The sequence below is a fragment of the Streptomyces sp. NPDC057638 genome (assembly GCF_042800315.1).
GTDB lineage: Bacteria > Actinomycetota > Actinomycetes > Streptomycetales > Streptomycetaceae > Streptomyces.
This window is the reverse complement of sequence record NZ_JBHVHF010000070.1, coordinates 1-4,211: the sequence shown is the minus strand read 5'-3', so window position 1 is coordinate 4,211 and position 4,211 is coordinate 1. Positions and strand designations below refer to the sequence as shown.

2 protein-coding genes are annotated in these 4,211 nt (G+C 72.4%); one reads left to right on the top strand and one right to left on the bottom strand.

All coding sequences use genetic code 11. The features are described from left to right. Window positions 1-1,251: HAMP domain-containing protein (locus ACFVIM_RS12900; protein ID WP_384300739.1), on the bottom strand; the 1,251-nt coding region annotated here is incomplete at its 3' end. A gap of 268 nt (window positions 1,252-1,519) precedes the next feature. On the opposite strand from ACFVIM_RS12900, the gene ACFVIM_RS12895 reads away from it, so the two are divergent. Further along, on the top strand, window positions 1,520-4,171 hold the full coding sequence (locus ACFVIM_RS12895) for a SpoIIE family protein phosphatase (RefSeq protein WP_384300738.1): 2,652 nt from the start codon (window positions 1,520-1,522) through the stop codon (window positions 4,169-4,171). Window positions 4,172-4,211 lie beyond the last annotated feature (40 nt).

Below are 4,211 nucleotides of genomic sequence, written 5' to 3'. Positions count from 1 at the left end.
CGTCACCTGCGCGATATCCCGCACCTGACCCGTCAGATTACGGAACGCCGTATTCACCGAGTCGGTCAGGTCCTTCCAGGTCCCCGCCGCGCCCGGGACGCGGGCCTGACCGCCGAGCAGCCCCTCGGCCCCGACCTCGCTGGCCACCCGGGTGACCTCGTCCGCGAAGGTCCGCAGGGTCTCGGTCATCTGGTTGATCGTCTCGGCGAGCTGGGCGACCTCGCCGCGCGCGGAGACGGTGACCTTCTGCGACAGGTCACCGTTGGCGACCGCCGTGGTGACCTCGGCGATCCCGCGCACCTGGCTGGTGAGGTTGCCCGCCATGGTGTTCACGGAGTCGGTGAGGTCCTTCCAGACACCCGCGACCCCGGGCACCTCGGCCTGGCCGCCCAGCTCACCCTCCGTACCGACCTCGCGGGCGACACGGGTCACCTCGGAGCCGAGCGACTGGAGCTGGTCCACCATCGTGTTGACGGTGTTCTTCAGCTCCAGCATCTCGCCCGCGACATGGACGGTCACCTTCTGCGACAGATCGCCCTTGGCGACCGCCGTCGTGACCACCGCGATATCCCGGACCTGGGCCGTGAGCTGGTACGCCATGGTGTTCACGGAGTCCGTGAGGTGCTTCCAGGAGCCGGAGGCGCCCCGGACCTGGGCCTGACCGCCGAGCTTGCCCTCGGTGCCGACCTCCACCGCGACGCGCGTCACCTCGTCGGTGAAGGCGGAGAGCTGGTCGACCAGGCCGTTCACGGTCCGCGACACCTTGAGGAACTCACCGCGCAGCGGCCGCACCGCGCCGTCGGCGCCGTGGGAGCGCAGCTCCATCCGCTGGCCGAGATCACCGTCGGCGACCGCCGACAGCACCCGGCCGACCTCGGAGACGGGTCGGCCCAGATCGTCCACGAGCGCGTTCGAGGCATCGATCGCGGCGGCCCAGGCGCCCTCGCAGGCGCCCGTCTCCAGCCGCTCGGCGAGCTTGCCCTCGCGGCCCACCACCCTGCGTACCCGTGCCAGCTCGGCGGTGAGGTGCAGACTGCGGTCGGCGACCTCGTTGTAGACGGCCGCGATCTCGGCCATCACATCGTCGCCGGACACCGTCAGCCGCCTGCGGAAGTTGCCGTCGCGCATCGACACCAGGGCGGCCAGCAGACGGTTCAGCGCCGCCGTGTCCACCTCAGTTGTCCCATTACTCCGGGATCGTCCGCCTTGAGGGCGCGCGCTCTTTCCACGCGTCGCCACGCCAGACTCCACCGTGTGCCTCCCGCAGGGGTTGACCGTACTGCCTGAGCTCCATCAGGAAGCCTGCCCAGTGTTTCACCCAAGCGGAACTAGGCCATAACAGTTCGGCGGCTCCGCACGGGCGTCTCCGCCCCGGAGGGCGGAAAGAGCGGTGACCGGCATCCGCTCGGACAGCGAAGGTAAGTAACCTGGCATCCGGCTGTCCAACCGTCCCGGTCCGCCCGGCCGGGTCGAAACGGGCGAGTGAACACCACCGGGCACCGGGAGGGACAGGCCGATCATGGCAGAGCCGGGCGTCGAAACGCGTACGAGGAGTTCTGTGATCACCGCGCGGGCGTCCGCCAGCTTCGATCCGCTCGGACGGTCCGTCGCGACCGCCCGCGCCTTCGTCCGCGACACCCTCCAAGGGTGGGGCTACAGCGATGTCGTCGATGACGCCGTGGTCCTCACCAGCGAACTCGTCACCAACGCCGTCATCCACGCGGGCACCGCCGCCGACGTCCTGTGCCTGCGCACCGACGACGGCGTCCGGGTCGAGGTCGCCGACCGCTACCCCGAACGCGAGGTCCCGCTCCAGGGCTCCGGCGGCGCCATCGCCAGCCTCGACAGCGAGAACGGCCGCGGACTGCTGCTCTGCTCCACCCTCGCCTCCCGCTGGGGCGTCGAGTACACCCCCACCCACAAACAGGTCTGGTTCCAGCTCGACCTCCCCCAGCGCCCCGTCGGCACCCGCTCGGCCGGACCCGCCCTGCCCACCGCGCTGCTGCCCGTCGCCGACGAACGCGTACGGGTCGCCGTCGCCCAGGTCGACCGCGCCGGAGCCATCGCCGTCTGGAACAAGGACGCGGAGGACCTCTTCGGCTACCCCGCCGAACAGGTCCTCGGCAAACCCCTCGCCGACCTCGCGGCCTGGCCCCACACTCCGGGCATCGGCACCGGCGTCGCCGAGGCCCTCCAGCTCTCCCGCTGGGAGGGCAGCTACGGCATCCGGGGCTGCGACGGCCGCGTCATCCCCGTGTACGCCTCCCATCTGCGGGTCCGCGACACCCACGGCGAACCGTCCACCGTCTGTCTGCTGGTACGGGACGACGAACGCGCCATCCTCCAGACCCCGCAGCGCGGACCCGTCGGCGACGGCGGCGCCGAGAGCGCCGCCACCGACCCCTTCGAGGTCTTCATCGGCTCCCCCGCCCCCGAGGACCTCGACGGGCTCCTCCAGCGCACGGTCGAACGCGCCCGCGACATGCTCGACGGCGACTCCGCCTTCCTGCTGCTCGCCACCGACGACGAGACCGAACTGGAGGTACGCGCCACCACCGGACTGCCCTCCGCGCGCCAGCGCTTCGCCCGCGTCCCCGTCGAGGCGGGCACCGGACGGTACGGCTCCGCGCGGATGCCCGCCGTCCATGACGACCTCGCCGCCGTGCCCGGCGCCGTACCGCTCCTCAACTCCACCGGGATGCGCTCCGTCGTCACCGTCCCGCTCAAGGTCGAGGGACGGCTCACCGGCTCCCTCGGTGTCGCCGCCGAGGCCCCGGGCCGCTACTCCAACGAGGAGGCCCTGCGCCTCCAGTTCGCCGCCGACCGGATCGCGCTGGCCGTCGAGTCCGCCCGCCTCGGCGAACTGGAACGGCTGCGGCGCGGCTCCCTCTCCTTCCTCGTCGAGGCGTCCGACCTGCTCGCCGGGACCCTCGACCGGGACCAGACACTCGCCCTCATGGCCCAGATGACCGTGCCCACCCTGGCGACCTGGTGCGCGGTCTACACCATTGCCGACCCGGCCTCCGACCCTCAGCTCAGCTATGTCCTGCACGAGGACGAGGACCGCATCGACGGCCTGAAGGCCCTGCTCTCCAAGATCGCGCCACCCGACCCGCTCCCGACCCCCGGCGCCCGCGTCTGGCCCGCGCCCGGGAAGGCGGCCCAGCGCGCCGCCGTCCTCACCTCCCAGCGTGAGGGACTCGGCCCCGCCCCGTCCGTCTCCTCCGGTCTCGACACCACCCTGGCCACCGCGGCCGCCGTCGGCGGCGAGACCGTCGTCCTGCCGCTGTTCGCCCGCAACCGCGTGATCGGCATGCTCACCCTCGGCAAGCCCGCCGACGACCACTTCCGCCAGGAGATCCTCGAACTCGCCGAGGACCTCTCGCGCCGGGCCGCCCTCGCGCTGGACAACGCCCGGCTCTACTCCGAGCGCGTCGCCATCAGCCACTCCCTCCAGCGCAGCCTGCTGCCGCCCGAGCCGCCGGACGTCCCCGGCGTGGAGGTCGAGGTCATCTACCGCGCGGCGGGCGAGGGCAACGAGGTCGGCGGCGACTTCTACGACGTCTTCCCGATCCGCGACGGCGCCTACGGCTTCGCCATCGGCGATGTCTGCGGCACCGGCCCCGAGGCGGCCGCCGTCACCGGACTGGCCCGCCACGCGCTGCGCCTGCTCGCCCGCGAGGGCTTCGGCGGCCCCGCCGTCCTGGAGCGCCTCAACGCCGCCATCCTCGACGAGGGCGCCCGCAGCCGCTTCCTGACCCTTCTCTACGGGGAGCTGCACCCCCAGGAGGACGGCAGCGCCCTGATGAAACTGGTCTGCGCCGGGCACCCGCTGCCGCTCCGCCTCCGCCAGGACGGCACCGTCGAACCCGCCGCCGAACCCCAGCCCCTCCTCGGCGTCATGGAAGACCTGGAACTGTACGAGGAGGTCATCACCCTCGACCCGGGCGATGTCCTGCTCTGTGTCACGGACGGCGTCACCGAACGCCGCGAGGGTACGCGGATGCTGGGCGACGAGGGCCTGGCGGAGGTCCTCACCGGCTGTACGGGCCTCACCGCGGGCGCCGTGGCCGCCCGGGTCCTGCGTGCCGTCGAGCGCTTCGCGGTGGAACCCGCCTCGGACGACATGGCCATCCTCGCCCTCCGGGTCCCCGAACAGCAGACACCCTGACGCCCCGCACACCCCGAAGGCCGCGCGTCACCCGACGCGC